This window comes from Rhizobacter sp. P2_H3, from assembly GCF_056403355.1.
Genome location: NZ_JBFUFQ010000393.1, coordinates 1 through 3,031, shown reverse-complemented (window position 1 = coordinate 3,031; position 3,031 = coordinate 1). Strand labels below are relative to the sequence as shown.

Genomic DNA, 3,031 nt, shown 5'->3' with positions numbered 1-3,031 from the left:
CCGATGTCGACGGCCCTGTGCTGAGCGTCACCCAGGTGGCCGGCCAGCCGATCGCGGTCGGCAGCCCGGTGACCTTGCCCGAGGGCACGGTCTCGCTCAATCCGGACGGCACGCTGACCTTCACGCCCGCGGCGGACTTCAACGGCCCGGTCAACATCCCGTACACCGTGAGCGACGGCACGACGCCGACCGCTTCGGCGGTCACGATCAACGTCGCGGCGACGCCGGATGCGCCGGTGATCACCGGCCCGCTCACCGGCAGCGTCACCGAAGACCAGGTGCCGGGCAGCACCGGCAAGCTGACGGTCGTCGACCCGGACGGCCCGGCCGAATCCGTCTTCGTCGCGCAGAGCGGCAGCGCCGGGGCCCATGGCAGCTTCACGCTCGCGAGCGACGGCACCTGGAGCTACGCGCTGAACAACGCGGCGCCGAACGTGCAGTCGCTGGCGGCGGGCACCAGCGTGACCGACAGCTTCACCGTGACCACCGCCGACGGCACGACGCGCAGCGTGGTGATCACCGTCAACGGCACGAACGACGCGCCGGTGGCGGTCAACGACACCGGCAGCGCGACCGAAGACGCGCCGCTGCTCGGCAGCGTGCTCGCCAACGACAGCGATGTCGACGCGGGCAGCAGCCTCGCGGTGACGCAGTTCAGCATCGGCGGCAGCACCTATGCCGCGGGCCAGACGGCGACCCTCGCCAACGTCGGCACGCTGCTGATCGCAGCCGACGGCAGCTACACCTTCACGCCGGCGCCGAACTACAACGGCGCGGTGCCGACCGTCACCTACACCGTGAGCGACGGCAGCGCGAGCTCGACGGCCTCGCTCGACATCACCGTGACCGCGGTGAACGATGCGCCGGTGGGCGTGAACGACGGCAAGGCCTTCGACGAAGACAGCACCGCCAGCGGCAATGTGCTGGCCAACGACACCGACGCCGACCACGATACGCTGTCGGTGACGCAGTTCAGCTTCAACGGCAACACCTATGCGGCCGGGCTGACGGCCGTCGATCCGGCCACGGGCTCGCTGCGCCTCAATGCCGACGGCAGCTACACCTTCACGCCGAACCCCGACTGGCACGGCGCCGTGCCGGTCGTCACCTACACGCTGAGCGACGGCACGGCCACCTCGACGGCGCAGCTGGCGCTGACGATCACCTCGGTGAACGACGCACCGGTGGCGGCCGACGACATCGCCTCGACCGCCATCAACGCCTCGGTGACGATCGACGTGCTGGCCAACGACCACGATGTCGACGGCGACACGCTGACCGTCAGCAACCCGGTGCTGGCCAACCCGGCCCAGGGCTCGGTGTCGGTCGACGCGAGCGGCCACGTGGTCTTCACGCCGGCCACCAATTTCAGCGGCGCGGTGCAGATCCAGTACACGGTGACCGACCCGAGCGGCGCGAGCGCCACCGCGAACGTCACGGTGAACGTCGGCACCAACACGCCGCCGACCGGCGCGGACGTGACACGCACGCTGGCCGAAGACAGCAGCTACACGGTGCAGCCGGGCGATTTCGGCTTTGCCGATGCGGATGCGGGGCAGACGCTCACGAACGTGCGCATCGACACGCCGCCGGCGGCCGGCACGCTGCTGCTGAACGGCGCGGCGGTCGTCGCCGGACAGATCATCTCGGTGGCCGAGATCAACGCCGGCCACCTGGTGTACGTGCCGGCGGCCAATGGCAACGGCGCGCCGTATGCGTCGTTCAGCTTCAGCGTGCAGGACAGCGCGGGTGCCTTCGATGCGGCACCGAACACGCTGAGCCTGAACGTGACGCCGGTGGCCGATGCAGCCGTGATCACCCCGGGCTCGGGCTCGGTCACGGAAGACACGGCGGTCGATGCGGGCGGACAGCTCAGGACGGGCGGCACGCTGGCGATCGTCGATCCGGATGCGGGCGAGGCGGTGTTCCAGCCGCAGGCTGCCACGGCGGGGACGTACGGCACGTTCACGCTCGCCGCCGATGGCACGTGGACCTATGCAGCTGCAAACAGCAACGCCACGGTCCAGGCGTTGCGTGCTGATCAATCGCTGACGGAGACGTTCACGGTCAAGAGCGCCGACGGCACTTCGTCGAGTGTCACGGTCACCATCCAGGGCACGAACGATGTGGCGGTGATCAGCGGTGCCACCTCGGGTATCGTCACCGAAGACACGGCCGTCAACGGCTCCGGCAACCTGACCACCGGTGGCACCTTGTCTGTCGCCGACGTCGACAACGGCCAGGCGGTGTTCCAGGCCCAGGCTTCCACTGTCGGCACCTACGGCACCTTCACACTCGCCGCCGATGGCACGTGGACTTATGCAGCTGCGAACAGCAACGCCACGGTCCAGGCGCTGCGCGCCGATCAATCGCTGACCGAGACCTTCTCGGTCAAGAGCGCCGATGGGACCTCGTCGAGTGTCACGGTCACCATCCAGGGCACGAACGACACCGCTGTCATCTCCGGCGCCACTTCCGGCTCCGTCACGGAGGACACGGCTGTCAACGCTTCCGGCAATCTGACGACCGGTGGTACGTTGTCTGTCGCCGACGTCGACAACGGCCAGGCGGTGTTCCAGGCTCAACCGGCCACCGTGGGCACCTACGGCACCTTCGCGCTCGCCGCCGACGGCACCTGGACCTACACCGCTGCGAACAGCAACGCGACGATCCAAGCCCTGCGCGCGGATCAGTCGCTGGCGGAGACCTTCACCGTCAAGAGCGCTGATGAGACCTCGTCGAGCGTCACCGTCACCATCCACGGCACGAATGATGTGGCCGTGATCAGCGGTGCCACCTCGGGCGCCGTCACTGAAGACACCGCGGTCAACGCTTCCGGCAACCTGACGACCGGTGGCACCTTGTCTGTCACCGACGTCGACAACGGCCAGGCCGTGTTCCAGGCTCAGCCTGCCACCGCGGGCACCTACGGCACCTTCACGCTCGCCGCTGATGGCACCTGGACCTACGCCGCCGCCAACAACAACGCCACGGTTCAGGCGCTGCGCGCTGATCAATCTCTGACCGAGAC

At 68.7% G+C, this 3,031-nt stretch carries 1 protein-coding gene; it reads left to right on the top strand.

The genetic code is table 11. From position 1 onward, the window contains the following. The coding region (locus AC1D1T_RS31425) for a cadherin-like domain-containing protein (protein WP_477993277.1) at nucleotides 1-3,031 on the top strand (3,031 nt) is incomplete at both ends.